This is a genomic window from Planctomonas sp. JC2975 (genome assembly GCF_012985205.1).
In the GTDB taxonomy this organism is placed as follows: domain Bacteria; phylum Actinomycetota; class Actinomycetes; order Actinomycetales; family Microbacteriaceae; genus Humibacter.
The window spans coordinates 1,509,099-1,534,862 of the sequence record NZ_JABEKS010000001.1 but is presented as its reverse complement, the minus strand read 5'-3'; the positions used below and the strand labels follow the sequence as shown (position 1 = coordinate 1,534,862).

Below are 25,764 nucleotides of genomic sequence, written 5' to 3'. Positions count from 1 at the left end.
GTCCTCAATCGCGCTGAGCCGCGCCGCTGACGCGCAGGTACACGAGGAGCCAGCCGAAGACCACTGCTCCGGCCACCAGTTCGGTGGCCGTGAGCACGTAGTATCCGACGACGTAGAACACGGCCATCACCACGATCACGGCGAACGAGACGTAGCCGAAGACGAAGAACGATCGCGGGGCGGTCGGAAGGGCCTTGCGCACCCAGAACACCACAAGCGTGAAGGTGATCAGCATGCCCACAGCTGAGACGTTGTGCAGGATGCGCGACACATCGAGCGGAAAGATCCCGACGCACGCCAGCAACAGGCCGATCAGGATCAGCCCGACGCGCAGACGCATGGCCGCAGACTTCGTCGCCGGGTCGTCGATGGTGCGCACATCCGTGGCATAGCGGGAGATGGCGGCCATCATCAGCCCGGCCACGATCAGTGTGATGTTGAAGGTCAGCGACGAGATGCTGTTCGACATCCCCAGGGCGCTGAGGTGCAGTTTCCACCAGTGCGGGTCGGGTGCGCTGAGCATCGAGGTGAGGAGACCGATGATCGCGAACCCGGCGAGCACCGTCGACAGTCGCATGAGTCCCATGTGGGTCGCCGAGAGGAAGACGGCGTACGCAGTGACGGCGATCGCGACTCCAGCCAACGCCGTCGCCGAAAGGAAATAGACCGTCGCATCCTTGAAGCTGGCAGCCAGGAGTGCGCCGAGCACCAGCCAGCCGAGGAGGGCGATGATCCCGTGCGCGATGGCGATCACGATCGTGTCGAAGATGTCGACCCAGGACGTCTTCTGCCCGACAGGGCGTGCCGCCGTGCCGAACGGACTCAGTGACCGCCGGTGGATGAGCCGGCCAGCGATGTAGGCAGCGAAGGCGACGACACCCGCCACGATGGCGGTGTATTGCGAGAGCGACGACGGCCCCGCGATCGCGAGTTCCTGCCTCCAGAAGAACGGCAGGAAAATGAGGGCGCCGATCACGAAGGCGATGGCCGCCACGACGATCGCTGCGCCCTCCGCGTCGAGGGCGGTTGCCGGCCGAGCGATCCGGCCCGGTCGATCTTGCTCTTCTGCGATCATCTCTGCCCTAGCCATTCGTCACGGTGGCGGTGCCCGCCACCTTCGCACGCCCGGGAAGGAACCCGGACACGATGGACCCGCCGATCGCCACGACGACGAGCACGACCATGGCGAGCACGTATCCGTCGGCCCGCTGCCCGATGCCGAATCCGAGAACCGTGGCCACGATCGCGGTTCCGAAACTCGAGCCGAGATTCGAGATGCTCCGTGACAATCCCGAGATCTCGCCCTGCCGGTCTTCGTCGAAGGCCGACTGCACGATGTTCACGCTCGGCGTCAGCATGACTCCGATGCCAAGGCCGATGATGAGCAGGCCCGGCGCGAACGGCCACGCGCCCGGTACGGCGCCGACGAGGAGAAGTGCGAGCGTGCCGACGGCGGTGATGAGGAATCCGGCGACGATCAGGGTGCGCTGAGCGATGTGCTTGACGAGGCGTCCGGCCGCCAGCGATGACACCAGGATGCCGAGGGTGGCGGCGGTGAAGATCACCCCGGTCTCGATCGCGTTGTAGTTGCGCACCACCTGGAGATGGCTCGAGACCAGGAACGAGATGCCCATCAGCAGAAGCCACTGGAAGTTCTGCGTCACCAGTCCGAGATTCGAGAGGCGATTGCGGAACAAGGAGGTGGCGAGCAACGGCTCACGGCCGTGCCGTTCCAGGCGTCTGATCCAGGCGAAGAACGCCGCGATGAGTGCAGCGCCCACCACCAGCAGCACGAAGCCGAGTATCGGCGCGGTGTCGATTGCGAGGATGCCTGCGACGAAGACCACCAACCCGCCTCCGGACAGCACGGCGCCGATGGTGTCGTATGGACGAGACGGATCCGCAGGCAGCGGGTCCTTCAGCGCCACCGCGAACAGGATGATGACGACGATGATGATCGCCTGGAACACGAAGGCCGCACGCCAGCTGATCGCGCTGCAGATCCAACCGCCGATGAGCGGTCCTGTCGCCGCGCCGATGCCGCCGGCGGCGCTGACGAGTCCGAACGATCGGGCCCTGCCCTGCAGGTCCTTCCAGTACAGGGTCACCAGAATGTAGACGGGAGGGATCAGGAGCGCGGTTCCTGCGCCCTCCAGGATCGAGTTCCCCAGAATCAGCAGACCGAGTCCTGGCGACAGCGCGCTGATCACGGCACCGACGCCGTACACCCCGAGCCCGAGCAACAAGCAGGTTTTGCGTCCCAGGAGGTCCGTCAGCTTTCCGAACGGAACCATCAGGGCGGCCATCGTGAGCAGGAACAGCGTGATCGACAACTGGATGCCGGCGACGGTGGTCCCCAGATCTTTGCTCATGTCGTTGAGCATGACGTTCATGTTGGAACCCGCGAACGAGCAGATGAACTGTGCAAGCGCCAACGGCACCAGCGTCCATCCTGCGACGACGACGCGGTTGGAGGTCGTGCTCATGTTCGACCCTTCTGTTCGTCGACGGGAGCAGGTGCGTGCCGCGCGGCGGCCTTCCATCCGAAGTCGATCAGCACCGCGAGCGCGATGATCGCGATCAGTGCCCAGGCTGTCGCAGGCTCCGAGACCAGTGTCGTCGTGCAGAAGATGACGAAGGTCCCGAGGGTCGCGACCAACCCGATGAGCAGCATGATTATCGAGGCGCCGGTCTCTTTCCTGATGCGCAGGTGCGCGACGCTCACGGAGGAGAAGACGAGCAGTGCGACGGCGCTTCCGATGGATGCGATCGCGTTGAGGTTGAAGAAGGCGACGAGCACGATGGCGAGCGCCGCCATCACGAGCAGCCCGGCCGGAAATCGACCGGCTGTTCGACCGAAGAAGCGCGGAAATTGGCCGACCGACGCCAGATGCTGGGTCATGCCGATCGACGGGTACAGTCCGGCATTGACCGCGCCCGTCGTCGAGAAGAGCGCCGTGATCACCATCAGCACGAATCCCGCGTTGCCGAGCGTCGGCTTGGCCGCTTCAGCGAGTGCGGTCGTGCCGTACTTGACCACCTCGCCCGCCGTCAGCGTGCCGAACACTCCGAGCGACACCGCGACGTAGACGACGGTGGCGATGAGCAAGGCGAAGTAGATCGCCTTGGGCAGCTGCTTCCTCGGATTCGGCAGGTCCCTCGCTGTGAACGTGATGACGCCGAAGCCGAGGAACGCGAAGAACGTCAGTGCCACGCTCGAGATGATGTCGCGCCATCCCGGGTATCCGGAGGGTGCGAGGAGCGTCGGGTTCCACGACGCGATGGTGACGATGGCGAACACCACGAGAATGATGAGCACGACGGTCACGATGACGGACTGGACCCTGGCCACCGCCTTCGCGCCGATGGCGTTGAGGCAGGTCATCGTCAGGATCAGCAGCACGGCGCACACCTTTGCCCAGAACGGGTCACCGTGCGCCACCACCGAGCTCGCGTAGCCGCCGAAGGACGTCGCGATCATGGCGACGACGATGGAACCGGCGGTGAAGAACAGCCAGGCTCCGATGCCGGCCAGATGACCCTCTCCGAAACCCTTGGACAAGAAGGTCAGGATGCCACCGCCGGACGGGTACTTCGAGCCCAACTTGGCGAAGGAGTAGCCCTGAAGACCCGCGATGATGCCGGCGATGAGGAACGACAGCCACACGGCCGGGCCGGCGACCGCTCCTGCCGCACCGAGGAGCGCGAAGATGCCGGCGCCCACCATCGACCCGACGCCGATGTAGGTCGCCTGCAGAACGGTCATCTGCTTGACGGGCTGCTGCACGGTCACGGCACGTTCCCCGATGCGCTGATCGCCAGGTGTGCGCCTCCATCGCGGAGCGTTGACATGCGTTCGTCAACGGACGGTCGCCGAAGGCCATCGGCTGGAATGCTGCAACGGTCACGATCGGCACTCACCCCCCGGATTGGGGCCGATCGATCTTGTGTACGCAATTCGTCGCGCATATGATCCAGATTAGCGCGAGAATTCACGCATTCAATGGCGTAATGCGTTAAGGATTCCAACTGGCGGTCGAGTCATTAGTCGGCTCGATTTGCCGGTTCTTCCTGTCGTCTCAGTATCGTCCGGGCAGAGAACAGCAATTCCGACCGGCCGCACTGGCTACGCCGGACTCGAATGCGGGAACCTCGTCGGATCGACGGATATCCACGGAACGAATCGCGGATGATTCTGGGCTCGAAGGGGGATTTGAGTCATGGAAATCGTTGTAGTCATCGTCGAGGCGTGCATTGTCATCGGCGCAATCGTGCTCGGTGTGCGCACCGGCGGGATCGGGTTGGGCCTCTGGGGCGTCGTGGGCACGCTCATCTTGGTGTTCGTCTTCCGACTGCCACCGGGATCACCGCCGATCGACGCCTTCTTCATCATCATCGCGGTCATCACGGCGTCGAGTGCGATGCAGGCTGCCGGCGGGATCGACTACCTCGTATCGATCGCGTCGAAGATCATCCAGCGCAACCCGAAACGCTTGACGTACGTGGCACCGCTCGTCGCGTTCGTGTTCACGGTGCTCTCCGGCACGTCCAACATCTTCATCGCCTTGATCCCCGTGATCTACGAAACGGCGTACCGCAACGGACAGCGCCCTGAACGAGCGCTCGCGGCGGCGACAGTGACGTCCGGTCTCGGCATCACGGCAAGCCCGGTGTCGGCGGCGATGGCGGCCTACCTCGTGCTGATCGAGGCGAAGGGCTTCACCCTTCCGCACGTCTTGCTGATCACGATTCCATCCGCGATCATCGCCTGCCTGGTGACATCGTTCGTGCAGCAGCGCGTCGGCAAGGAACTCAAGGACGACCCGGTGTTCCGGAAGCGCGTCGAGGAGGGCGTGGTGAAGGTTCCCGCCGCGTTGCAGGAGTCCCTCACCGCTGTCGGCACCGATGGGGCGACGGGGGCTGCAATACCCGTCGCCGTCGCTGAGAAGCGCGGCGGAGGGCGGTCGGGACGGGATGCGCCGACGCCGATCGTGCACGAGGTGCCGCCAGGCGGACGCACGGCCGCGTGGATCTTCATGGTGGGCACTCTGCTGGTGGTCATCGTCGGGTTGTTCCCCGCGCTGCGCCCGGCATTCCCGGATGCAGAGGGCAAGCCGGTGCCGTTGTCTATGTCGATCGTGATCGAGATGGTGATGTTCACTGCGGCTCTGGTGATCATCCTGGTTCGCCGGGTCAAGCCGTCGGCAGTGGTCGAGCAGCCACTGCTGCGCGCAGGCTTCGTCGCTGCTGTGGCCCTCTTCGGTATCGCGTGGATGGCCGACACGTTCATCTCGGCCAACGAAGAGACCATCATCAAGCCGCTCGGCGAACTCATCCAGGCGAATCCGCTGCTCTTGGCCGTCGCGCTCTTCATCGTCTGCGGGCTCACCACCAGTCAGTCGGCGACGACCAACACGCTCATTCCGATCGCCATCGCGGCCGGTCTGGCTCCCGGTGTGATCACGGCGATGTGGCCGTCGCTGATCGGCGTCTGGCTGTTCCCGGCGAACGGCGGTCAGATCGCGTCCGTGGAGACCGACTTGACCGGCTCGACCAAGCTCACGCAGGTGCCGATCTGGCACTCGTTCACGATACCGATGCTCGTCTCGTGGGTAGCGGTCGTCGTGTCGGGCCTGCTCATCCAACTCGTCATTCCCGCTTGAGCGCGGGGAGTCACTGGTCCAAGGAGGATTCCGATGACTGAGTCCACGGAAGACATCACCGCGCAAGCCGAGGCATTGATTCCCGAAGTCCTCGATCTGCTCGACCGGCTCGTGCGGATCCCTTCGATCGCATTCCCCGGATTCGATCCCGATCCTGTGCACCGCATGGGCGAGGCGGTCGTGGAGCTCTTCCAGGCCGCCGGTGCCGACGGCGTGCGTCTGCTCGAGGTTCCAGGAGGCTATCCCTGTGCCTACGCGGATCTGCCGGGACCGGAAGGATCGCCGACCGTTCTGCTCTATGCGCACTACGACGTGCAACCCGCTCCGGAGAGCCAGGGATGGACGAGCGAGCCCTTCGTGCCGACGAAGAAGGACGACGGCAGGATCTACGGCCGCGGGGCCGCGGACGACAAATCAGGGCTGGTCATCCACTACGGCACGCTCAAGCTTCTCGGGGCCGATCGACCCTGCCGGATCAAGATCCTCGTCGAAGGCGAAGAGGAGACGATCTCGCACTTGGAGGCGTTCGTGGAGGCGAATCCCGAGTTGTTCGAGTGCGATGCCGCGGTGATCGCCGACATCGGCGGTCAGGAGGTCGGCCGAGCCGGACTGACGACGGCCTTGCGCGGCGACGTCGCCTGCACGCTCACGGTGCGCACACTGGCCAATCCGGTGCATTCCGGGATGTTCGGCGGGGCAGCTCCCGACGCGATGACCGCCATGATCCGCATCCTGGACACTCTGCACGACGACGACGGGAACACGGTCATCGACGGTGTGGACAGCGGCAGTTGGGACGGCGCCGCGATGGATGAGCCGGTCTACCGCGAGGGGTCATCGATCCTGCCGGGGGTCGACTATCTGGGAACGGGTTCGCTCGCCGACCGCATCTGGATGAAACCTTCGGTGACCGTGCTAGGCATGGACCTGCCGAACACCGCTGAGGCCTCGAACGTGCTGTTGCCTTCGGTCACCGCGAAGCTCTCCATGCGCGTCATTCCCGGCTCGGATGGCGATGCCCAGCTGGAGGCGCTGATGGCTCACCTGCGGGCGCAACGTCCATGGAACTGTGTTGTCGAGGTGGAGAAGGTGAAGGTCGGACACGCGTTCAGCGTGGACTCCAGCCATCCGGCCATCCAGGCGGCGAAGGCTGCGATGGGAGAGGCGTACGGCGGGCCGGTGGAATCGATCGGGAGCGGAGCGTCCATTCCCCTCGTCGCCTCTCTGCAGAAGGCCGCCCCCGGCGCGGCGATCGTGCTCTGGGGCGCGGAAGACACCAAGCAGTCCCGCATACACGCTTCCGATGAGTCCGTCGATCCGGCGGAGATCAAGCGGATGATCGCCGCTCAGACGCTCTTCGTGCGGCATGTGGCGTCCACCATGTGAGCCGGCGCGACGGGCGGCCCGGGCGATGCCAGGTCGGTCGGAGGTGAGACCAGGGGAGGACGGGGTAGTCGGCGGCAGCTGGGACGAGCACCCCGCCCTCCCCTTCATCGAACCCGCGATGTTCTCGATCAGGCGAGCGGAGGCGGCGTGACGCAATCAGGTCCAGTGCAGTGACGAGGATTGCTCTTGTCCGAAGAATCAGCTCGTCCTACACTTCGCGTTGGGGGGCAGGCTTCGCTCGGTACTTCCTCATCGTGAAACTGCAGCGATGAGTGGGGCACCGCTGACGCGATGGAACTCTCCTGGCGTTCGCGGCGCGTGAGCGGCACACCAACTGACAACCCGAAGTACGGGGGGAGTTCGGTAGCAAGGCGAAGAGCTTGCCCGGGCATTCACGATACGGCTGGCGTGCATTGGCGTCCGCTCTTGAGTCGTGATGACCGTCGCCTCTTTCCGACAATTGCGCATTGTTCGGATCATGCACAGACCAGTGATTGCTCAGGGGCATCGCTCACTTTTCCGTGTGTGAATTCCTGCATTGGCGTTGAGCAACGGAGAATAGTCCCGGTGAACGGGCGATGGATGCGCGGTTTTCGGAATATCGCGCATTGTTCGAGCGCATCTGGATTCGGGTAGAACTTCGCGGGGATATCTCTTGCTCCATGGGAGAGAGGAGACAAGAATGAGTGTGGGCGGTGGGATATTCCTGATCGTGATCGGCGCCATATTGGCCTTTGCGCTTCGTGTGACTCCGACCTGGATCGACCTTCAGCTCGTCGGCTACATCCTGATGGGCGCCGGGGCGGTCATGGTGGTCATCGGAATCGCGCTCATGGTCCGCAAGCGCCGGTCGAAGATCACGAAGACTTCGACCTTCAACGAGTAGACGACCAGCGCGTCGGCAACGTTCGTCGCGACGTCAACGGCTGAACGCCGGGCTGGAGCCCGGGAGAAGGAAGACGCATCATGGTTGATCCATTTCCCGACATCGCCGACCATGGCCTGATCGGAGATCTGCAGTCGGTGGCACTGGTCTCGACGGCGGGTGCGATCGACTGGTTCTGCGCGCCACGTTTCGATTCCCCTTCGATCTTTGCCTCCCTGCTCGATCGGGAGAAAGGCGGCTTCTTCCGCATACACGCCCTCGGCGAGACGGTGCGAGTGAGGCAGATGTACTTCCCGCAGACCGCCGTGCTGATCACTCGCTTCATGAGTGAGGACGGCGTTGGCGAGGTGATCGACTTCATGCCGGTCAGCGATGAACCCACTGTGGCGACCTCGCGCCGCATGATCGTGCGCGGCATACGAGTCGTCCGCGGATCACTCACCTTCCGACTGGAGTGCAGGCCGCGATTCGACTACGGGCGCAGCCGGCACACGGCCGTGGCGTCGGAGCGCACCGTGCGCTTCGCCGACGAGTCCACGAGCGCAGTCCTCTACGGCGTCGGTTCGGAGGGCCTTCGCGACGACGATGTCGACACGGAGTTCACGTTGCGGGAGGGAGATCTGCGGGTCGTCGCCTTCGAGACCGAGCCCGACTACCCGAGCGACTTCGAGGAGGACCTCGGCAGAGGACTGTTCGATGAGACGGTCGCGTTCTGGCGGGATTGGCTCTCACGCATGGACTATTCAGGGCGCTGGCGAGAGGACGTCGAACGGTCGGCCATGGTTCTCAAGCTGCTTCAGTACGCACCATCAGGTGCACTGGTCGCCGCTCCGACAGCCGCGCTCCCCGAGCAACTCGGCGGCGTCCGCAACTGGGACTACCGATACACGTGGATCCGCGACGCCTCGTTCTCCGTGTATTCGCTGCTCGCCCTCGGATACAAGGAGGAGGCGATCGCGTTCTCGCTGTGGGCTTCCGACCGGGTCGCGGAGCAGGCGGGGGAGGGATCCGGACCGCTCAAGATCATGTACCGGATCGACGGCTCCTCCGAGCTGGAGGAGCTGAAGCTCGACGGCTTCGAAGGGTACGCGGGCTCCACACCGGTGAACATCGGCAACGGGGCGGCCGATCAGCTGCAGCTGGACATCTACGGCGAGATGATGGACGCTCTCTGGATCGCCGAGCGGTATCGACCGATCGGGCATCCGGGATGGACCAAACTCGTCGGCATCATGGACTGGCTCGCCGACAACTGGAACCAGCCGGACGAGGGCGTCTGGGAGACGCGCGGAGGCCGCAAGGACTTCACGTACGGACGCATCATGTGCTGGGTGGCGTTCGATCGGGCGATCAAGCTCGCCCGCGACCGGGGACGGCCGGCGCCGTTGGAGCGGTGGATCTCGGCTCGCGACGCGATATACGAACAGGTGTTCACGCAGTGCTGGAATCCGGAGCGCAAGACGTTCACTCAGCATCCGGGCACCGACGTCGTCGATGCCATCACGCTGCTCATGCCGCTCGTCGGGATGATCTCGCCACAGGATCCGATGTGGCTGTCGACGCTCGGCGCGATCGGCGAGGAGCTGGTGACCGATAGCCTCGTATACCGCTACAACCCGTCGGCTTCACCCGATGGATTGCCTGGTGAGGAGGGCACGTTCTCGTTGTGCTCGTTCTTCTACGTGTGCGCGCTGACCGACGCGGGCAAGCTCGACGAGGCACAGTATGCGTTCGAGAAGATGCTCACCTACGGCAATCACGTCGGGCTATATGCCGAGGAGATCGATCCGACCGGGCTGCAGCTCGGCAACTTCCCCCAAGCGTTCACGCATCTCGCGCTGATCAGGGCGGCACTGAGCCTTGACAAGGCCCTGACCGCCCGTGGAACGCGTTGATCGAGCAGTTCATGGTCTGATTCGGGTCCGGCCTCCTAGGCGGCGTAGTAGCCGTCGCGGGCGGCCTGTGCGAAGAGGTCGTAGTCGATCTCCGCCTGGACGGCGTATGCGTGCGACCATTCCGCCACCGCGCGCGCGAAGGAGTCGCCCTTTCCCATGTACCCGGCGGCGTAGGACGCCTTCGGCGATCGAGCGTGGGCGCGCGCGAGTACCACCGAGCAGGCCTGCGCGTAGGTCGTGAACTGGTTGCGGTTCATGGCCGCGATCTCGAAGGATGCGTTGCGATTGCGGAACATGCGCATGTAGAAGCTGTACTGCTCGAGGTTGAGGTAGCCGAGGAACGGGTCGGAGACCGCCTGCAGGATTCGCTGGCAACCGACGACGCGGTAGCCCTGGTGCTCTGTCTGCAGTTCGGCGTCGAGATAGCCGAACGCCGGCGGGACGTGTCCGAACTCCTCGATGACGGAGAGGTTCGCTTCCTTCAACTGAAGGATCTGCACATCACCCGTCGGATCGGCCAGCGCGATGATGAAGCACCGCGTGCCCACGCTGCCGACGCCGACCACGCGGCGCGCAACATCCACCACCGTGTATTGCGAGAGCATGAGCGCGATGTTCGGCGGCAACGATCTGCGATACGACTCGAAGACCTGGTCGATCAGCGGCCGCATCTCGGGTTCGAGTCTGGTGAGGATCGGCGGCTGCTCGACGAATCGCAGCGAGCCGTCGGCGTCTTCCTCCAGCGTCCTGCTGGCCACTCGTGCGCTCGTGCGCTTCTCGGATTGCTTCAGAGTGCGTTTCACCATCCGTTCGAAGTCGGGGTCGAGCGTTTGCCGGCGGAACATGTCCGTCGGGGTGAAGTAGCGACCGTAAAGGGGGAGGTTCAAAGCGTTCCGCAGACCGTCCCGATACATCCGCGCCGCGTCGACGACCGCAGCCTTCAGGTCGGCAGGCGGCATGCCGAGCGACCGTCCGGCAAGCACGACACTCGTGAGCAGGCGCTTGACGTCCCATTCCCACGGTCCGCTGAAGGCCTCGTCGAAGTCGTTGATGTCGAACACCATGGCGCGTTCCGGCGACCGGAAGATTCCGAAGTTGCTGAGATGGGCGTCGCCGCAGATGATCACCTCGGCCCCGGAGTTCGGCCCGGCGTGCAGATCGGCCGCCTGGATCGCCGCAGTGCCGCGATAGAAGGCGAACGGATCGGAACTCATCCGCTCGATGCGCAGTTCGACGAGCCAGGGCAATCGGGACTCGTGCTGTGTCCGCAGAATGCCGAGGGGATCGCGGCCGGGCGGCGGCTGGTACTCCGCCTGTGCCGAGCGTGGTACCTGTTCCCGCGCTGCGCGTCCGGCCTCGAAGAGGTCGGCCTCGCTGAGCGGGGTCCCGATTGAGGTCATATCCCGCCTCCTGCTCGCGCTCATGGTAACTCTCGCCGTGGCGGTGGGACAGGTCCGGATGAGAATCCCTCGGTTGTCATCCAGTCGGCGGCTCGCAGCCCGGCGCCAGAAATCGGGGCGTTCGATCAGTGATGGACGACGGCCTTGAGCAGCGCCAGGACGCCGCCGAACGCCGCCGTGACGAGGGCACTGGAGATCCTGGCCCAGAAGTGCGGAGTCCAGCGCGCGACGGCGAACCATCCGAGGATTCCCAACAGCACCGTGTCGACGATGACGGCGGTCCAGATCGCCGTGTCGTCGTCGATGAAATGACTCACCCCGAGCAACAGGATGACGAGCGGGATCACGGAGGCGACGAGCATGCCGACCGTGCCAGCGGCCGCGGCGCCCAAGCTGATCCAGAGGTTTCCGTGGCCGCGGCTCGTGGCCATGTGGGCGATCGTGCGCGAGTAGACATGCGCAGCGAAGAAGACGATCACCGTCACCACCACCGTGAGGAGGGCGTTGAGCGAGGTGCTGGCGAGGCTGTTGCTCAGCACGATCATGCCGGTCACCAGGATGAGCCCGTAGATCGAGTCCTCCGACATGATGACGGCGCGGAAGCCGGTCTCGGCGGTGTCGTTCGCTGTCATCTGGTCCCCCACCGTGTGCCGAGACGTCATCTGCCCACCCCGATCGCCCCTTGGCGCAGCCGGTGCCCCTTCTGAGGCGTCACGCGGGGCCGGCGAGCGCGCCCGTTCCGGTGGCGACCGCGGTGATACCCGCGACCGCCACCATGTGCTGTCGATGCTACGACCCCGAAGACACGGGTGGAATGATCAGCCGATGGCTCTGGCCTTGAGCCGCTCGTACTCGTCCTGGGTGATCGTGCCATCGGCTCGGAGCTTCGCGGCGGCCGCTATCTCCTCCGACGGGCTCTTGCCGGTGCCCGCAACCTGTTGGATGTAGGCGTCGCTCGCCTGTCGCGAGGCCAGTTGGGAAGCGGCGGAGCGTTCGGCCATACCCCTCCCGCGCACGATCACGTAGATGAGGGCGGTGAGGAACGGGACGAAGATCAGGAAGATGATCCACACGGCCCTGAGCCATCCGTTGAGGTGCGGATCCCTGAAGATGTCGCGCAGGATCGCGAATAGCGCGTACAGGTACGCGATGAAGACGTAGACCCAGAGCATCCACCAGATGAAGTCCCAGAAGTTCATGGTGCGCGGTCCTTTCGTGGTTCACGGTTGCGGTTTGTGGTTCGTGTTCGTGTTCGTGTTGAGTTGGCATCTGAATGCCGCGGTACGCGATTCGGGATGGTGAAGTGACGCCCCGACCGGTCAGCGCCGGAGAGCGGCGTCCTGGATGGTCGCAATCGAGGGCGGCACCTCGTGGACCGGCTGGATCGTGTCGCAGGCTTCAACGGCCGTGTCGCACCCGGCAGCGGTCGCGCGCTGGCCGAGCCATCCGCTCAACCAGCCGGCGCAGAGTCCGAGCACGATGGCGAGGATGGCGCCGACGACCAAGACCAGCCACAGCGGGGGTGTGCGATGCCGCTGCAGGGGGCCATCGTCCGGCGACGGGGAGGAACCCGGCGAGCGAGTGCGGTCGTCCAGCTCAGCGGCTCCGCTCGGCGACGACAAGGCCGACTGACGACCATTCGTGGAATCCGCCACTCCGACCCCCAAAAGCTGCGGATCGCCCCGTCCAGGGCGGTCGTACTCGGGTTGTCTGAGATGAGGGTAACTCAACTAAGACCGAATCACGTGGCTCCGATCGCAATCCCGGCGTGACGTCTGGACCTGCTCGGACCGGATCGTGCCCTCGCGGTAAGCGCTACTCGACTCCGCGGACGACAGCGGGGGAGGTGCGTCGTACCCCGGCCGGGTTCACACTGCCGGTGGGGCCCCGGTTCGGGCGGGCCGAGTCATTCGGCCGACTCGCAGCATGAGTGATCTCGACGGCTCTGGTCACCACGTCGGCGAAGCTTCCCTCCCGATCGTGCACGGCGCGCTGCTTCTGGAATCCCCCGCCGTCGTGCAGCACGCGCGCCAGTCCGTCCTGCACCGTGCCGAGGTCGCCGTTGACGGTCAGAGCGGTCTCGACGTGTGCCAGCAACGCAGCGGCGACATCGGCCCCAGGTGCTGACCCTGGACTCTCAGGATTCGGCAGACGACCGGTGATGCCCGTCAGTGCCGCCTGCCACTCGGCGAGCCTCAGAGCTGCCGACGAGGTCGACACGGGCGGGATTCCCCGTCGCCATTCTGCGGCCGCCGTGTCCGCCAGGGCACGCACCAGCGCCGCGATGAGGACCGTGTCTCGCGCATCGAGACAAACGTCGGCGACGCGGACTTCGATCGTCGGATGCCTTCGCGACAGGCGGGCGTCGAGATACAGCATCCCGGGGTCCATGATCACGTCCGTTGCGAGCATTTCGCGCTCGAACCCGTCGTACGCCTCGGTGGAACCGAACACGTCCGCTGGGCCGGCGCTCTGCCACTGATGCCAGGCGCTGAAGCGGTAGCTGGCGTAGCCGGTATCGATTCCGTTCGCGAACGGGGAGTTGGCGCTGAGCGCCAGCAGGACGGGCGCCCAATTTCGAATGCGATCCAGGATGGCGACGCCCTCGTCGCGAGAGTCGATTCGCACGTGAACGTGCAGCCCGCACACGAGGGTGTTGCGTCCGACTTCTCCGTACCGGCCGACCATCTCCTGATAGCGCGGACTCCTGGTCGGATGCGGCTTGCACGGAAGCGGCGACATTCCGAGTGCCACTGCGCGTGCCCCGAACGGCTCGACGAGGGAATCGGCCATCGCGCGGCCGGCGGTCACGTCGGCGAGCAACCCTGACGCGTTCACTTGCGGCCGCGTCTGCACCTCGAGCATCTCCTGATGGATCTCCGTCTCCGCCTTCGGTCCCGCGCTCGGAGCGTGCGCCGCAGCGAGAGCGAGCTGGGCGACCGGAAGCGGCACACCGGAGTCCACGTCGACCAGGAGCATCTCCTCCTCAACCCCGAACGTTCTCATACACGAAGTATGCGCGGCGGCTGTGAGCATTCGTCAAAATGGTCGGATCCCTTTCAGGCGGACCTGAGCGTCAATAGAATTGCGACAGTCAAAGGAGCCCATCATGTGTAGATGGTTGGCATATTCCGGTGAACCGCTGAAGCCGTCGCTCGTGATCCTCGACGCGAAGAATTCACTCGTCGCTCAGTCCCTGAACTCCCCGCTCGGGGCAGAGACGGTCAACGGCGACGGGTTCGGAGTCGGGTGGTATCCCACGGACGGCATGGGCTCGAAGCCGGCTATCTTCCACAGCACGGAGCCGGCGTGGAATGACACGAATCTCCGCGAACTCACGACGACGATCACCAGCCCGCTGTTCTTCAGCCATGTACGCGCGGCGGCCGGGCCTCCCATCCAGCAGTCCAACTGCCATCCCTTCCGGTACGGGCATTGGCTCTTCATGCACAACGGCGCCATCGCGGACTTCGGCATGATCAAGCGCGATCTGACCTTCGCCGTCGATCCATCGCTGTATCCCGAGATCATCGGCACCACTGACTCCGAGGTCCTCTTCTACCTGGCCCTCTCGCTCGGACTGCAAGACGATCCGATCGCCGGCCTCGGTGCGGCGATCCAGACAGTCGAGAAAGTGGGCCGCGAGGCCGGCATCGCCTTCCCGATGCAAGGCACCGTGGCGATCTCGGATGGCTCGACGATCTGGGCCGTGCGCTACTCGTCAGCCGGCCGGTCGCGAAGCCTTTTCCATTCTGTCGACGCACCGATAGTGCGTGAGATGTATCCGGACATGAAGCAGTTCGAGGAGTTCGGCGACAAGGCCCAACTCGTCGTCTCGGAACCCTTGAACGACCTCCCGGGAGTCTTCAAAGAAGTCCCAGAGTCCACCGCCGTCATCCTCAACGACGGAAGCTACGAGCACCACCCGTTCCTCGACGACCCCTCACGCGACTGACGGGGTCCACTCGACTGTGCGGCGTTCGCCGACCGATGCCCGAGGTCGACCTGGTGCAGTTCCGCCGCCCCGTATAGTCTGCAAAAGCGAGGATTTCTCGCGCGTCTCCTGCGCACGGCCACGACCGGCAGCGGGTCACCACAGCCCTGAAAGGCTCGGTCCGCACCGGTCTGATCTGTCTCCTGGTGTGCAATCGCACCGTCCGAACCGACGCAGTACAGCCAGCACCACTCCTGCGTCGATCACCGAACCGATCGAACAAAGGATGCGTCATGAGCAAGCCCACCATCGTCCTCGTCCACGGAGCCTGGGCCGACGCCTCGAGCTGGAATCCCGTCATCACGGAACTGCAGAGCCAAGGATTCGAGGTGCTCGCACCGACGAACGAATTGCGCGGCGTGGCATCCGATGCCGCCTACGTCTCCTCGTTCCTCGCCCAGCGGACCAGCGGTCCGGTTGTGCTGGTCGGCCACTCGTACGGTGGGGTCGTGATCACGAACGCCGGAGCGGCGGGAGGGGACGTGCGTGCGCTCGTCTATGTGGACGCGTTCATCCCTGACGAAGGTGAGACTGTCTTCCAGATCCTCGGGGGCTCCGGCTCGGCGTTCGACATCCCCGATCCGAGCGTCGTGTTCGACATCGCCGGCTATCCGGGAGCTCCCGAAGGAGACGCGGACGCCTTCCTCAAGCGGAAGACGGTGTTCGACTACTTCGCCCAGGACCTCTCCGAAGTCGACCGGGGACTCATCCTGGCAGGACAGCGTCCGATCACCCTGTCCGCGAACACGGCGCCGACCGCTGCGACCGCCTGGAAGACGATTCCGAGTTGGGCGGTGATCGGTCTGGCCGACAAGGTCATCCCCGCCGCGACGCAGCGCAGCATGGCGGAGCGTGCCGGCGCGACCATCAGCGAGGTCGACGGGTCGCACGTGTCGATGCTGTCCCACCCGCAGGCAGCCATCGACGCGATCCTCGCGGCCGCAGCCACGGTAGGCGACTGACGGATCGGGCCACGGTCCGCACGACCGGACCGTGGCCACCGCGCTTGTTCTTCCGCTGTCATCGACCGGCGCCCGGATATCAAACGAAAGGCTCGAAGCCGGTTCGAGGAGTACTGCGCCGGTCGGCACCTTCGTCGATGAATCCGACGTTCGGACGGAGTCGCGGGAAGACCTGGCCCTCGCGCGGCTAGAGCTCCAGCGCGGGGACGCGGGCGGGTCGCGGTGCCGGTGCCGTCGTGAGGACCGGACAGCGGTTCAGGGGGCGTCGGGTGGTGACCCGTGACCGTCGGCGTGGATGATCACGCAGCATCGTCCGTCGCAGGGGGAGAGCTCTGCGCGGTCGGGATCGTTGTCCGTGCCTTCGAGGGTGCCCTGGATGAAGGCTCTGTTGAGGGTGCAAACCAGGTCGGTGTGATCCTGCACGACGCTGTGGAACGGGCAGTTCTGCAGCACGATCGTGCCGTCGTCCCGTTCGACGGGCTCGTAGCCCGCTGTGGTGAGCGCCGCCGGGATGGATTCGGCCTCTTTGCCGAGGTTCTTGCCTTCATGCTCGGCGGCGTGCGCGAGAGCCGCCATGAACTCGCCCGATGGTGCGCTCTCTGCGGCTGTGGCGAGGATCTCGGCCAGGAGGCTGTAATTGCGCGGTGGCAGGCTCACGGCCACTTCGCGTTGCGGTCGGGAATACCGTTTCGCGGGTCGGCCGGAGCCGGGTCCGGTTCGTCCGTTCGAGCGCGCGTAGCTCACGTCGAGAAGTCCGGCTTGGGCGAGGCGGTCCAGGTGGTAGGCGGCGAGAGTCCGGCCGATGCCGGTGGCCTTGGCGGCCTCCTCGCGTGTGGCGGGGGCGCCGTGACCGGCGACGAAGTCGTAGAGGCGGCGCCGGGCGTCATCGGCCAACAGACCGAGCTCGGCGAGATCCGTGTTCACGTGTGAGCTGTCCATGCCGTGCACCCCGCTTCTAACACCAATCTACCTTGACGAAAGCGCCGCGCGGTGGAATTCTAAAAGTAATCATCGTTGCTTATAGAGGAGTGCGGCATGTCAGAGTCGATCTGGACCGATTCGGAGCCGCTGTCGGCGAGTTCATCCCTGCGCCCGGTACCCACCGTCTCGTCGGGCTCGCGGCTGCGTGCGGTTGAGCCGGGCAATGCCCGTACCTACGTGGGCAGCGGGTTGAGCGAGCCCGATCTCGACCGGGCCGAGGCGGCTGCGGAGGACTTTCTGGAAGCCCTTGGCATCTCGCTGGATGCGGAGCATCTCAGGGCCACACCCGGCCGTATGGCCAGGGCGTGGGCGGAGATGATCACCCCACTGCCTTTCGAGTTCACCACGTTTCCCAACGACGAAGGCTACGACGAGCTGGTCGTCGTGCGTGACGTGCCGGTGCACTCGATCTGCGAGCATCATCTGCTGCCCTTCGTGGGTCGCGCATCGGTCGGGTACTTGCCGGGGGAGCGCATCGTCGGCCTGTCGAAGCTCGCCCGGATCGTCGAGCACTTCGCCAGGCGTCCTCAGACGCAGGAGCGTTTGACGAAGCAGGTCGCCGACTGGCTCCAGGACAACCTCGACCCGCGCGCGGTCGGGGTCGTCATCACGGCGGAACACTCGTGCATGACTCTTCGCGGGGCGTGTGCCATCGGCGCGAGCACGATCACTTCCACCTTGCTCGGCCAATTGCGCGAGGATCCGCGTTCGCGTCAGGAGTTCCTCGCTCTCGCCGGCGCCACCGTGTAGTCGAGCGCGGTACGTGGGCTGTCGCGGCGGATGAGAGGAGAAGGACGATGACGGACCGGTTGCTGAAGCTCACCGACGCCGGCGTTTCCATCTGGTTGGACGACCTGAGTCGCGATCGCCTGAGCTCGGGAAGCCTCCGAACGCTTGTCCAGGAGCGACAGGTGTCAGGGGTGACGACGAACCCTTCCATCTTCGCGAAGGCGATCCAGTCCTCGAACGTTTACAACGCTCAGGTGCGCGAACTGGCCGCGCGGGGTGCGGACACGGGAGAGGCGCTGCGCGAGTTGACCGCTCACGACGTGCGCGCGGCATGCGACGTGCTCCGTTCCACGTACGACGCCACCGACGGTATCGACGGTCGCGTGTCGATCGAGGTCGAAGCCCGACTTGCGCACGATGCGGTCGGCATGATCGCCGAGGCGCGCGCCCTGTGGTGGATGGTCGACCGGCCGAACCTCTTCATCAAGATCCCGGCAACGCTCGAGGGGCTTCCCGCCATCGCCGCCTGCCTCGAGGACGGCATCAGCATCAACGTGACGTTGATCTTCTCGCTCGAGCGCTACGACCAGGTGATCGACGCCTTCCTCAGTGGAATGGAGCGGGCGAGGGATGCCGGACGTGACCTGCGCGGCCTCGAATCCGTCGCATCCTTCTTCGTGTCGCGCGTCGACACCGAGACGGATGCCCGGCTGGATCGCATCGGCGGCGAACGGGCCGCGCGGCTCAGGGGTCGAGCAGCGATCGCCAACGCCCGACTGGCCTACCGGACGTACGAGCGGATGCTCGCCTCGCCCAGGTGGCGCGCGCTCGCCGCGGCGGGTGCTCGGCCGCAGCGCCCGCTCTGGGCCTCGACGTCGGTGAAGGATCGGTCGTATCCCGACACCCGTTATGTCACGGAGCTCGTCGCGCGCGGAGTCGTGAACACCATGCCGGAAGCGACGATGCTCGCGGTCGCCGACCACGGTGTCATCCCCGCCGACTCCATCTATGGCACATATGAGGAAGCCGAGGCCGTGCTGAGGGAGTTGGCAGAGGTCGGAGTCGACTACGACGACGTCGTCACCGGTCTGGAGCGCGACGCGATCGCCGCATTCACAGCGGCGTGGGTCGGGGTCGCGGCCGATCTCGCGTCGGCGCTGTCCGAATCCGCACACCATTGAAGGAGAACATCATGAGCAGTCCCGAGCACGTCGTCATCGTCGGCGGCGGCCTGGCAGGCGGAAAGGCCGCAGAAGCACTTCACGACATCGGGTTCCGCGGCCGTGTCACGCTGGTCGCCGCCGAGCCGCACCTGCCGTACGAACGACCGCCGCTGTCGAAGAGTCTTCTGGCCGGCGAGTCGTCGTTCGATGAGGCCCTGGTGAATCCTGGGGAGTGGTACGCGGAACACGGTGTGGATCTCAGGCTCGGCATCCGGGTGGGCAGCATCGACCGCGAGAGGCACGACGTGCTGCTGGATGACGACAGCCCGCTGCACTACGACAAGCTGGTGCTCGCGACGGGGTCCGTTCCTCGGCACCTGCCGATTCCGGGAGCAGACGCGAGCGGCGTGCACTACCTGCGCACGGTGGAAGACGCGGAGGCGATCCGGGCGACGTTCGGTCAGGGGAAGAAGCTCGCCGTCATCGGCGGGGGCTGGATCGGTCTCGAGGTGACGGCCGCCGCGCGGGCGGCGGGCACCGACGTGACGGTGATCGAGGCCGCCGAGCTGCCGCTGCTGGCCGTGCTCGGCTCGGAGCTTGCTCGGGTGTTCGTCGCTCTGCATCGCGAGCACGGCGTCGAGTTGCGGCTCGACGCCCGCATCGCCGAGATCGTGACGGCGGATGGCGGTGCCAGTGGTGTGCGCCTGGAAGACGGTGACACTATCGAGGCGGACGCCGTGGTGATCGGGGTGGGCGTCGCGCCGGATGTGACGCTCGCCCAGCAAGCCGGACTGGATGTGGACAACGGAGTGCTGGTCGATGCGTCGTTGCGCACCAGCGACCCCGATGTCTACGCAGTCGGTGATATAGCCAACCACGAGCATCCGCTCCTGAAGCAGCGCGTGCGGGTTGAGCACTGGGCGAATGCACTGAACCAGCCCAAGGCGGCGATCGCCGCGCTTCTGGGCGGCGACGAGCAGTACGAGGAGCTGCCGTATTTCTACACCGACCAGTACGACCTCGGCATGGAGTACATCGGGTTCGCGCCGCGCGGCGTCGAGTCTCGTGTGCTCGTGCGCGGAGACCTGGAGAAGCGCGAGTTCGTGGCGTTCTGGCTCGATGCTGACAGCCGGATGCTCGCGGCGATGAACGTCAATGTCTGGGACGTGATCGACCAGCTGAAGCCGATCATCGCGAGCGGCCGTGCGGTGGATGCCGATCGCCTCACGGATCCTGCTGTTCCGTACGGCGACCTCTGACCGTCGCCACCCTCGCATCGCCGGGGCGACGGATCGTGACGTCGGAGCACGACGCCGATCAGCCGCACAGCTCCACGGTGAGGGAGCCTTCTGGAAGTGTGACGGTGAGGCACTGGACGTCGGCGGGCACCGGGTCGGCGGTCGAGATGAACGCGTCGCTCGCAATCCCGACTGAGCGTGCACCGCCGCCGCTGATTCCGTAGTCGACGCCATCCTGGTCGACGACCCAGCGCCAGTCGACGCCTGCTGCGAGAGGCCCTCTGTGCGATTCGAACATGGGCCAGGTGTAGCGGATCACCGCTCGTGTCGTCCAGAACTCCACCGACGTGACGATGAGTCGGCGGCCGGCGACAACGTGGTCGCAGGTCTTGGGGAGCTTCACGGCAAGGAGGTCGGCTCCGAAAGCCACGTCGGTGAAATCCAGTTCGAATTCGTTCGACTCACCCAAGCTCTTCGAGCGGTCGGTCGGCCATTCGTTCGCTTGCATAGGGCGAGTCTGTACCCCGATTACACACGTCTCTACCCCCTTTTAAGGGGTGTAAATCTTGAGCGAATCTTGAGGAACTTTCACTCCAAGCAGTGGATGGAGTCGAAGTGGTCGGCGCCGGGAGGTGAGCGGGGCAACTGGTGCACCCTGATCGCCCTTTTACGTGTACCGGCGCGACCATCATCAAAACAGGACCATTTCGTCCAGTTTGAGCTATCATGAATGCATGGCAGAGAGCACGACCACCGTGGCATCACCGGTGCGATTGACGGCGCGTGGCGCCCAGACACGGTCTCGGATCGTCTTCGCTGCAGCCGAGTTGATGCGCGTTCGTGGCGTCGGCGGAGTCACACTGGACGATGTCGTCCTTGCCAGCAGCGTCAGCAAGTCGCAGCTGTACCGTCATTTCGCCGACAAGCCGGCGCTCGTGCGAGCCGTCGTCGAATTCGTGGGCGAGCGAACGGTCGGCGGTGAGCGCGAACGCCTCGGAACGGTGAAGTCGCTCGCTGGTCTGCGGCGCTGGCGCGACGGACTCATCGCGCACAACGCGTTGGAGAACGGCCGATACGGATGCCCGCTGGGCTCGTTGGCGAACGAGGTGGCCGATCACGACGTGGTCGCGCGGGCGCAGCTGCAAGCGCTCTTCATAGCCTGGGAAGAGTTGTTCGAAGACATGCTCCGTCGCTTCCAGGCCAACGGGACGATCCCGTCCGACGCCGATGTCGTGCAGCTGGCCACGGGATTCGTGGCTGCGGTGCAGGGCGGCTATCTGCTCGCTCAGACCGCGCGTGACGTCGCCCCGATGGCCTCCGCCGTCGACATGGCGCTGGCGCATCTGCAACTGCTCTCCGACACAGGCGAGAGCAGCGGAACGACCACCGCCACAAGGAGGAACCGATGAAGGCGATCATCGTGACGGATCGCGCCGCCGACGGCGCGGGTATGACGTTGACGGAGCTGCCCGAGCCGAAACCGGCTATCAACGACGTCGTCGTGAAAGTGCACGCGTCGGGGTTCGTGCCCGCAGAGTGGGAGTGGCCATCGACCTGGGCGGACCGCGCCGGTCACGACCGCACCTCGGCGGTCATCGGTCACGAGTTCGCCGGAGTGGTCTCAGCACTGGGATACGGCACAACGGGCCTCTCGCTCGGTCAACGGGTCTTCGGGATCACCGACTGGCACCGCGACGGCACGTTGGCCGAGTACACGGCCGTCGAGTCGCGCAATCTGGCACCGCTGCCCGGCGACGTGGACTTCACGGTAGGCGCGAGCCTGCCCATCTCCGGCCTGACCGCATGGCAGGGCCTCTTCCAGCACGGACATCTTCGGTCCGGCCAGACCGTCATCGCCCACGGAGCCGCAGGCGCGGTCGGATCCGCTGTCGCACAGCTGGCACGCGAGGCGGGCGCCTACGTGATCGGCACCGGCCGGGCGGCCGACCGCCAGGCGGCGCTCGACTTCGGAGCCAACGAGTTCCTCGACCTCGGAAGCGACGACCTGCGGGACGTCGGTCAGGTCGACCTCGTCTTCGACGTCATCGGCGGCGACATTCAGAAGGCGTCGGCCGACGTCATCCGGGCGGGAGGAGTGCTCGTGACCATCGTCGGACCGCCGGAGCACAAGCCGCAGGACGTGCGTGCTGTCGACTTCGTGGTCGAGTCCGATCGAGCGCAGCTCACCGAGATCGTCCAGCGGGTGCGCGACGGGCGGTTCCGAACGAACATCGGCACCATCGTGCCCCTCGACGATGCCCTCGCGGCACTGAACCCGACGGAGCGGCACAAGGGCAAGACGATCATCACCGTTCGGGCGTAATTCCAGGGCGACACCGGAGCGACTGTGCTGTGCGCACGTCGCGCGATTCGTCGCGCCCGCAAACCCGCCGGCGCGTCCGGAGCGCCGATCGCTCGGCTGCCTTCCACCAACACCTCGACCAAGGAGCAGACATGACAACCCTCACCGACAGAACCGAGGACCTTGCGATCCTCGAGCGGCTCAACCTCGACTACAACGCCGCCGATCAGGCCAGTGACGCCGAACGCTTCCGCACCCTTCTCTCCGACGATTTCGTCGTGCAGACGCCGGGAGTCACCCGCACTCGAGACGAGTACCTGGAATACATCGCTGGGCCACGCCCCTTCAAGGACCTGGCGCTGAAGGAGTCCCGGGTGCGCTTCCTCGGCGAAGACGTCGCCGTGATCCACGGTCGCGCCAGGTACACGGTGATCGCCGACGGCTCGGTGCAGGAGGCGCTGTACACCGACGTGTACCAGAGGCGTCACGGGAGCTGGCTTTGTGTCGCCGCCTGTGCGATTGCGCCAGGGGTGTGACATGGCGATCGATCTGGAGGCCGAGGCGGATGCGCAGCGCGAGAGGAACGCGTCGCTCATCGCCGTCGTCGACCGCACCGACCTCGCGGAGATCCGGTCCGGCTGGGAGCTCGACGTCATCAACGACGACGAGCACGGACGCTGGGAGGCCGTGCTGAACGAGGACACCGTCGCGGAACTGCCCTACCGGTATGTCGGAGGTCGCGTCGTCCTGCTCTCCACCTGGGTGGCGCATCCCTATCGACACCAGCGGGTCGCGACGGAGCTCATCGCGCGAGTGCTGGACGCGATCCGCGAGACCGGCAAGAAGATCACGATCATCTGTCCCGTGGTCGGCGAGTTCATCGCGCGGAATCCCGAGTACGCCGACCTCATCGACGACGTCCATCCCGGCTCCGGCGCCCGTCCCGGCTCCGGCGCCCGCCCGTCTGGGCAGGATGCCACTTCTGCTACGGATGACACCCTCGCCGACTTCGAACACGACGTCGGATGACAGCAGGAATCCATCCGCTCCGCCTCGATTCTCGAAAGGCACGAACATGACCGATCGGACAACGCATCAGCATCTTCAGTTCGAGTACCCGGACCAGGCCGGCTACCCGGACGGGGTCGGTACCCTCACCGAGGACCAGGTCACCATCATCGATCAGCTCCTGGAACCGGACCAGAGGGTGGACATGGACATCACTGTCGTCAACGAGGAGAAGGAGCAGGTCTACACCGCGATCGTGGGTGACACCGCGCTCGGCGCCGTCACCTACAACCGCATGGCGGACCGCATCGTGCTGCTCGCCGCCGCCGTCTACCCGGAGTTCCGCAGACAAGGCGTGGCGTCGGAGATGATCCGCCAGGTGCTGGACGACGTGCGCGAACAGGGCAAGAGGGTGACCAACCTCTGCCCCATCGTGCGGACGTTCATCGACCGGCATCCGCAATACGAGGACTTGATCGACCCCAACAATCCGGGGATCCTCACGAAGCGCGGCGGTTCGGCGCGGAGGTGAGGTCGGCCCGGGATCACGTGGGTGCGCACGGAACGCGACTCTGGCGGGAGGCAGCGCGCCGCCTGCCGGTCGATGGGCGACGCGGCATTCGAGCTCGAGGCTGATCTGCCAGAAGGAATAGAGGACAGATCCCGTCCTGTATCACTCCTATTGTTCGAACATCACGAACCGTCAGGAGAGGGACCGAACATGTCAGAATGTCAGAATGCCGCCCCGGCCGGATACACGAGCGTCGCTCCGTGGATCGTGACGGATGACACGGGAGCCTTCCTCGACTTCGTTGCGCAGGTGTTCGACGGGGTGGAACTCGCCCGCGTCGCCACAGAAGACGGGGCGATCGGTCATGCAGAGATCCAGGTGGACGACACCGTTCTGCTGGCCTTCGATCGCCGTCCGGAATGGCCGGTCATGCCGAGCCTGCTGCGAGTGTGGGTCCCGGATGCCGACGCGGCATTCGCGAAAGCCGTTGCCGGCGGTGCCACAGTGGTGACGGGACTCTCCAACAGTGCCTTCGGACAACGCGGTGGGCGCATCAAGGATCCGTTCGGCAACATCTGGTGGGTCGTCAGTCAGGTCGAGGACGTTCCAGAGGACCTTATGTGGCAGCGCCTGAAGGATCCGGCATATGCCGAGCAGATGCGCGTCACGCAAGAGACCCTCGACGCCGAGCTGAGCGGGGGAGCGCAGGGACGCAGTAGCGCACCGATCCGCTGAGGCGGATGTGCCGGCTCCCACGCGCGTTTCTGCCCTGGGGAGGGTCAGCACGCCGGTGGATTCCCTGGCCAGAATGCCTGACAGGTGTTCCAGGGCGCAGCACCGGCGATACTCAGCGCCCCGCGAGCTGCCCGACGGCCGGGGCGAGCAGTTCGGCGAATGCCGCGCCGAACACGTAGTAGCTGAGGCCGATCTCCTCGCGTCTGCGTTGCAGCTCGTCGACGACGGCTGACGGGTCGTCCGGCAACCGGAACAGCGAATCGGCGGCGCGCAGGGCGGCCGTGTCCGTGCCGGGCGCCGCCATGAACGCGGCCCTGGCGTCGCCGACGACACCGACATGCTGGGCGAGCTCGATGTCCCGGCCGGCGGCGAACTCACGCACACTCCGTTCGATCAGAACCCGATCGTCGCCCGCGTCCAGCACGAAGGTCACGGTGTCGGCGACCTCTGCAGCGAGCTCCCGCGATCGAGGTCCGCGCACCGCCATGACGACCGGCGTTCGTTGCTCCGGTCCGTCGAGTTCTCGCAGGACGGAGATGGTCTCCTGCACGCGGCGAAGCCGCTCGGCGCCGGAGACCTTCGGCAGTCCCTGCTCCGTCTCTATGCCGGGACGGCCGAGCCCGATGCCCATCTCGAAGCGACCGCCGGTGAGCATCGTCAGCGAGTGCGCTTCTCGTGCAGTGCTCCATGGCTGCCGCAGGGCGGCGGCGTACACCCAGCTGCCGACTCGCAGGTCCGCGGCCGCAGCGGCGATGGCCAGCGCGGGCCCGGGAGCGGGCTGAAAGCCCGGAACGTCCGGCATGAGCAGGGTCGAGTAGCCGAGATCCGCGATGCGCCGCGCGCTGTCCTGCCACGACGCCAGGTCGGTGAGTATCGGTGCGACGACTCCGAATCGGAAGGGTCTCATGGTC

General features: G+C 65.5%; 26 protein-coding genes. 15 read left to right on the top strand and 11 right to left on the bottom strand.

The genetic code is table 11. The features are described from left to right. Nucleotides 1-4: 4 nt before the first annotated feature. The 3 genes from HII28_RS07085 to HII28_RS07075 are packed head-to-tail and all read right to left on the bottom strand — an operon-like array spanning nt 5 to nt 3,793. Nucleotides 5-1,075 carry a DUF998 domain-containing protein gene (locus tag HII28_RS07085; RefSeq protein WP_170024756.1) on the bottom strand — a complete coding sequence of 357 codons (1,071 nt, stop codon included), beginning with the start codon at nt 1,073-1,075 and terminating at the stop codon, nt 5-7. Nucleotides 1,076-1,082: 7 nt separating this feature from the next. Then, nucleotides 1,083-2,486: an MFS transporter gene (locus HII28_RS07080; RefSeq protein WP_170024755.1), complete on the bottom strand. Its 1,404-nt coding sequence runs from the start codon at nt 2,484-2,486 to the stop codon at nt 1,083-1,085. Further along, nucleotides 2,483-3,793 (bottom strand): APC family permease, encoded by a 1,311-nt coding sequence (locus HII28_RS07075; RefSeq protein WP_346769224.1) that lies wholly within the window; start codon nt 3,791-3,793, stop codon nt 2,483-2,485. Before HII28_RS07075 ends, HII28_RS07080 begins: the two co-directional genes overlap by 4 nt. Before the next feature lie 427 nt (nt 3,794-4,220). On the opposite strand from HII28_RS07075, the gene HII28_RS07070 reads away from it, so the two are divergent. From HII28_RS07070 to HII28_RS07055, 4 genes are all read left to right on the top strand, one after another. Continuing rightward, nucleotides 4,221-5,663, top strand: a complete 1,443-nt coding sequence (locus HII28_RS07070; RefSeq protein ID WP_170024754.1) for an anaerobic C4-dicarboxylate transporter family protein — start codon at nt 4,221-4,223, stop codon at nt 5,661-5,663. A 33-nt stretch (nt 5,664-5,696) separates the two neighbouring features. After that, nucleotides 5,697-7,049: a M20/M25/M40 family metallo-hydrolase gene (locus tag HII28_RS07065; RefSeq protein ID WP_170024753.1), complete on the top strand. Its 1,353-nt coding sequence runs from the start codon at nt 5,697-5,699 to the stop codon at nt 7,047-7,049. 682 nt (nt 7,050-7,731) lie between these two features. Continuing rightward, nucleotides 7,732-7,935 (top strand): DUF6458 family protein, encoded by a 204-nt coding sequence (locus HII28_RS07060; RefSeq protein WP_170024752.1) that lies wholly within the window; start codon nt 7,732-7,734, stop codon nt 7,933-7,935. A gap of 80 nt (nt 7,936-8,015) precedes the next feature. Continuing rightward, nucleotides 8,016-9,830 (top strand): glycoside hydrolase family 15 protein, encoded by a 1,815-nt coding sequence (locus HII28_RS07055; protein ID WP_170024751.1) that lies wholly within the window; start codon nt 8,016-8,018, stop codon nt 9,828-9,830. Between the two features lie 35 nt (nt 9,831-9,865). On the opposite strand, the gene HII28_RS07050 is transcribed toward HII28_RS07055, so the two are convergent. From HII28_RS07050 to HII28_RS07030, 5 genes are all read right to left on the bottom strand, one after another. Next, entirely contained in the window at nt 9,866-11,230 is a 1,365-nt protein-coding gene (locus HII28_RS07050) for a DUF2252 domain-containing protein (RefSeq protein WP_240977263.1), read from the bottom strand. A gap of 125 nt (nt 11,231-11,355) precedes the next feature. Then, nucleotides 11,356-11,862 (bottom strand): hypothetical protein, encoded by a 507-nt coding sequence (locus HII28_RS07045; protein WP_170024749.1) that lies wholly within the window; start codon nt 11,860-11,862, stop codon nt 11,356-11,358. A 186-nt stretch (nt 11,863-12,048) separates the two neighbouring features. After that, nucleotides 12,049-12,429, bottom strand: a complete 381-nt coding sequence (locus HII28_RS07040; RefSeq protein ID WP_170024748.1) for an SHOCT domain-containing protein — start codon at nt 12,427-12,429, stop codon at nt 12,049-12,051. Nucleotides 12,430-12,549: 120 nt separating this feature from the next. Next, a complete protein-coding gene (locus HII28_RS07035) occupies nt 12,550-12,885 on the bottom strand; it encodes a hypothetical protein (RefSeq protein ID WP_170024747.1) in 336 nt (111 codons plus the stop codon). 160 nt (nt 12,886-13,045) lie between these two features. Then, on the bottom strand, nt 13,046-14,236 hold the full coding sequence (locus HII28_RS07030; protein ID WP_170024746.1) for a glutamate--cysteine ligase: 1,191 nt from the start codon (nt 14,234-14,236) through the stop codon (nt 13,046-13,048). A gap of 103 nt (nt 14,237-14,339) precedes the next feature. Here HII28_RS07030 and HII28_RS07025 point away from each other — a divergent pair, with 103 nt between their 5' ends. Further along, nucleotides 14,340-15,185 (top strand): class II glutamine amidotransferase, encoded by an 846-nt coding sequence (locus HII28_RS07025; protein ID WP_170024745.1) that lies wholly within the window; start codon nt 14,340-14,342, stop codon nt 15,183-15,185. Between the two features lie 272 nt (nt 15,186-15,457). Further along, a complete protein-coding gene (locus tag HII28_RS07020; RefSeq protein WP_170024744.1) occupies nt 15,458-16,186 on the top strand; it encodes an alpha/beta hydrolase in 729 nt (242 codons plus the stop codon). Between the two features lie 255 nt (nt 16,187-16,441). On the opposite strand, the gene HII28_RS07015 is transcribed toward HII28_RS07020, so the two are convergent. Then, nucleotides 16,442-17,125 carry a helix-turn-helix domain-containing protein gene (locus HII28_RS07015; protein WP_170024743.1) on the bottom strand — a complete coding sequence of 228 codons (684 nt, stop codon included), beginning with the start codon at nt 17,123-17,125 and terminating at the stop codon, nt 16,442-16,444. Between the two features lie 96 nt (nt 17,126-17,221). On the opposite strand from HII28_RS07015, the gene folE reads away from it, so the two are divergent. Genes folE through HII28_RS07000 form a run of 3 tightly spaced genes read left to right on the top strand, consistent with a single transcriptional unit; the run spans nt 17,222 to nt 20,318 of the window. Next, nucleotides 17,222-17,917: a GTP cyclohydrolase I gene (gene folE / locus HII28_RS07010; RefSeq protein WP_170024742.1), complete on the top strand. Its 696-nt coding sequence runs from the start codon at nt 17,222-17,224 to the stop codon at nt 17,915-17,917. A gap of 47 nt (nt 17,918-17,964) precedes the next feature. Next, nucleotides 17,965-19,077 carry a transaldolase gene (tal, locus tag HII28_RS07005; protein ID WP_170024741.1) on the top strand — a complete coding sequence of 371 codons (1,113 nt, stop codon included), beginning with the start codon at nt 17,965-17,967 and terminating at the stop codon, nt 19,075-19,077. Nucleotides 19,078-19,088: 11 nt separating this feature from the next. Then, on the top strand, nt 19,089-20,318 hold the full coding sequence (locus HII28_RS07000; RefSeq protein ID WP_170024740.1) for an FAD-dependent oxidoreductase: 1,230 nt from the start codon (nt 19,089-19,091) through the stop codon (nt 20,316-20,318). A gap of 58 nt (nt 20,319-20,376) precedes the next feature. Here the strand turns inward: HII28_RS07000 and HII28_RS06995 are convergent, their stop codons facing one another. Beyond that, a complete protein-coding gene (locus HII28_RS06995; RefSeq protein ID WP_170024739.1) occupies nt 20,377-20,805 on the bottom strand; it encodes a hypothetical protein in 429 nt (142 codons plus the stop codon). A gap of 226 nt (nt 20,806-21,031) precedes the next feature. Here HII28_RS06995 and HII28_RS06990 point away from each other — a divergent pair, with 226 nt between their 5' ends. The 6 genes from HII28_RS06990 (at nt 21,032) to HII28_RS06965 (ending at nt 24,853) form a co-directional block, all read left to right on the top strand. Further along, complete coding sequence (locus HII28_RS06990; protein WP_170024738.1) at nt 21,032-21,706, top strand: TetR/AcrR family transcriptional regulator; 675 nt, start codon at nt 21,032-21,034, stop codon at nt 21,704-21,706. Further along, nucleotides 21,703-22,620 (top strand): NADP-dependent oxidoreductase, encoded by a 918-nt coding sequence (locus tag HII28_RS06985; protein WP_170024737.1) that lies wholly within the window; start codon nt 21,703-21,705, stop codon nt 22,618-22,620. Before HII28_RS06990 ends, HII28_RS06985 begins: the two co-directional genes overlap by 4 nt. A gap of 131 nt (nt 22,621-22,751) precedes the next feature. Further along, nucleotides 22,752-23,135: a nuclear transport factor 2 family protein gene (locus HII28_RS06980; RefSeq protein ID WP_170024736.1), complete on the top strand. Its 384-nt coding sequence runs from the start codon at nt 22,752-22,754 to the stop codon at nt 23,133-23,135. Nucleotide 23,136: 1 nt separating this feature from the next. Beyond that, complete coding sequence (locus tag HII28_RS06975) at nt 23,137-23,628, top strand: GNAT family N-acetyltransferase (RefSeq protein WP_170024735.1); 492 nt, start codon at nt 23,137-23,139, stop codon at nt 23,626-23,628. 46 nt (nt 23,629-23,674) lie between these two features. Then, nucleotides 23,675-24,139 carry a GNAT family N-acetyltransferase gene (locus tag HII28_RS06970; protein ID WP_170024734.1) on the top strand — a complete coding sequence of 155 codons (465 nt, stop codon included), beginning with the start codon at nt 23,675-23,677 and terminating at the stop codon, nt 24,137-24,139. 189 nt (nt 24,140-24,328) lie between these two features. Beyond that, entirely contained in the window at nt 24,329-24,853 is a 525-nt protein-coding gene (locus tag HII28_RS06965; protein ID WP_170024733.1) for a VOC family protein, read from the top strand. A gap of 112 nt (nt 24,854-24,965) precedes the next feature. Here the strand turns inward: HII28_RS06965 and HII28_RS06960 are convergent, their stop codons facing one another. Beyond that, the gene (locus HII28_RS06960) at nt 24,966-25,760 is read right to left on the bottom strand and encodes an LLM class flavin-dependent oxidoreductase (protein WP_240977262.1); all 795 of its coding nucleotides are present in this window, start codon (nt 25,758-25,760) and stop codon (nt 24,966-24,968) included. Nucleotides 25,761-25,764: the final 4 nt, after the last annotated feature.

What these genes read in the sequence shown, in the direction of transcription:
- HII28_RS07045 (WP_170024749.1), bottom strand. Translation starts at nt 11,862, where the DNA reads ATGACAGCGAACGACACCGCCGAGACCGGCTTCCGCGCCGTCATCATG.
- HII28_RS07020 (WP_170024744.1), top strand. Translation starts at nt 15,458, where the DNA reads ATGAGCAAGCCCACCATCGTCCTCGTCCACGGAGCCTGGGCCGACGCC.
- HII28_RS07055 (WP_170024751.1), top strand. Translation starts at nt 8,016, where the DNA reads ATGGTTGATCCATTTCCCGACATCGCCGACCATGGCCTGATCGGAGAT.
- HII28_RS06970 (WP_170024734.1), top strand. Translation starts at nt 23,675, where the DNA reads ATGACCGATCGGACAACGCATCAGCATCTTCAGTTCGAGTACCCGGAC.
- HII28_RS06975 (WP_170024735.1), top strand. Translation starts at nt 23,137, where the DNA reads ATGGCGATCGATCTGGAGGCCGAGGCGGATGCGCAGCGCGAGAGGAAC.
- HII28_RS07085 (WP_170024756.1), bottom strand. Translation starts at nt 1,075, where the DNA reads ATGATCGCAGAAGAGCAAGATCGACCGGGCCGGATCGCTCGGCCGGCA.
- HII28_RS07030 (WP_170024746.1), bottom strand. Translation starts at nt 14,236, where the DNA reads ATGAGAACGTTCGGGGTTGAGGAGGAGATGCTCCTGGTCGACGTGGAC.
- HII28_RS06960 (WP_240977262.1), bottom strand. Translation starts at nt 25,760, where the DNA reads ATGAGACCCTTCCGATTCGGAGTCGTCGCACCGATACTCACCGACCTG.
- HII28_RS06990 (WP_170024738.1), top strand. Translation starts at nt 21,032, where the DNA reads ATGGCAGAGAGCACGACCACCGTGGCATCACCGGTGCGATTGACGGCG.
- HII28_RS06965 (WP_170024733.1), top strand. Translation starts at nt 24,329, where the DNA reads ATGTCAGAATGTCAGAATGCCGCCCCGGCCGGATACACGAGCGTCGCT.
- HII28_RS07025 (WP_170024745.1), top strand. Translation starts at nt 14,340, where the DNA reads ATGTGTAGATGGTTGGCATATTCCGGTGAACCGCTGAAGCCGTCGCTC.
- tal (WP_170024741.1), top strand. Translation starts at nt 17,965, where the DNA reads ATGACGGACCGGTTGCTGAAGCTCACCGACGCCGGCGTTTCCATCTGG.
- HII28_RS06985 (WP_170024737.1), top strand. Translation starts at nt 21,703, where the DNA reads ATGAAGGCGATCATCGTGACGGATCGCGCCGCCGACGGCGCGGGTATG.
- HII28_RS07040 (WP_170024748.1), bottom strand. Translation starts at nt 12,429, where the DNA reads ATGAACTTCTGGGACTTCATCTGGTGGATGCTCTGGGTCTACGTCTTC.
- HII28_RS07015 (WP_170024743.1), bottom strand. Translation starts at nt 17,125, where the DNA reads ATGGACAGCTCACACGTGAACACGGATCTCGCCGAGCTCGGTCTGTTG.
- HII28_RS06995 (WP_170024739.1), bottom strand. Translation starts at nt 20,805, where the DNA reads ATGCAAGCGAACGAATGGCCGACCGACCGCTCGAAGAGCTTGGGTGAG.
- folE (WP_170024742.1), top strand. Translation starts at nt 17,222, where the DNA reads ATGTCAGAGTCGATCTGGACCGATTCGGAGCCGCTGTCGGCGAGTTCA.
- HII28_RS07065 (WP_170024753.1), top strand. Translation starts at nt 5,697, where the DNA reads ATGACTGAGTCCACGGAAGACATCACCGCGCAAGCCGAGGCATTGATT.
- HII28_RS07080 (WP_170024755.1), bottom strand. Translation starts at nt 2,486, where the DNA reads ATGAGCACGACCTCCAACCGCGTCGTCGTCGCAGGATGGACGCTGGTG.
- HII28_RS07050 (WP_240977263.1), bottom strand. Translation starts at nt 11,230, where the DNA reads ATGACCTCAATCGGGACCCCGCTCAGCGAGGCCGACCTCTTCGAGGCC.
- HII28_RS06980 (WP_170024736.1), top strand. Translation starts at nt 22,752, where the DNA reads ATGACAACCCTCACCGACAGAACCGAGGACCTTGCGATCCTCGAGCGG.
- HII28_RS07000 (WP_170024740.1), top strand. Translation starts at nt 19,089, where the DNA reads ATGAGCAGTCCCGAGCACGTCGTCATCGTCGGCGGCGGCCTGGCAGGC.
- HII28_RS07060 (WP_170024752.1), top strand. Translation starts at nt 7,732, where the DNA reads ATGAGTGTGGGCGGTGGGATATTCCTGATCGTGATCGGCGCCATATTG.
- HII28_RS07070 (WP_170024754.1), top strand. Translation starts at nt 4,221, where the DNA reads ATGGAAATCGTTGTAGTCATCGTCGAGGCGTGCATTGTCATCGGCGCA.